1 protein-coding gene is annotated in these 513 nt (G+C 67.8%); it reads right to left on the bottom strand.

The features are described from left to right. Positions 1-24: 24 nt before the first annotated feature. Positions 25-513, bottom strand: a 489-nt coding sequence (locus tag KVT32_RS28560; protein ID WP_217619258.1) for a CoA-transferase, incomplete at its 5' end; no start/stop codon positions are given.

Genomic DNA, 513 nt, shown 5'->3' with positions numbered 1-513 from the left:
GTGCGCGCAGTGCCGCGCCCGTGCTCACCTCAGCAAAGGCGCATCCGTCACAGCCTGCAGATCTTCGAACGCGAGGCCCGGCGCCATTTCCAGAACGCGCAAGCCCTCGGGCGTGACGTCGATCACCGCCAGGTCGGTATAGATGCGGTTCACGCAGGCCACGCCGGTGAGCGGATAGCTGCATTCGCGCACGATCTTGCTTTCCCCGGTCTTGGTCTGGTGGTCCATCATCACGAACACCTGCTTGGCGCCGATGGCGAGATCCATGGCGCCGCCCACGGCCGGAATCGCGTCCGGGGCGCCGGTGTGCCAGTTGGCCAGGTCGCCTTTTTCCGAGACCTGGAAGGCGCCCAGCACGCAGATGTCGAGGTGGCCGCCGCGCATCATGGCGAAGGAATCGCCGTGGTGGAAGTAGCTGCCGCCGGTGAGCAGGGTCACCGGCTGCTTGCCGGCGTTGATCAGGTCCTCGTCTTCCTCGCCGGGCGCGGGCGCCGGCCCCATGCCGAGCAGGCC

Source organism: Achromobacter sp. GbtcB20, assembly GCF_019091095.1.
Lineage (GTDB): Bacteria > Pseudomonadota > Gammaproteobacteria > Burkholderiales > Burkholderiaceae_B > Achromobacter > Achromobacter mucicolens.
This window is presented reverse-complemented; position numbering and strand designations above follow the sequence as displayed.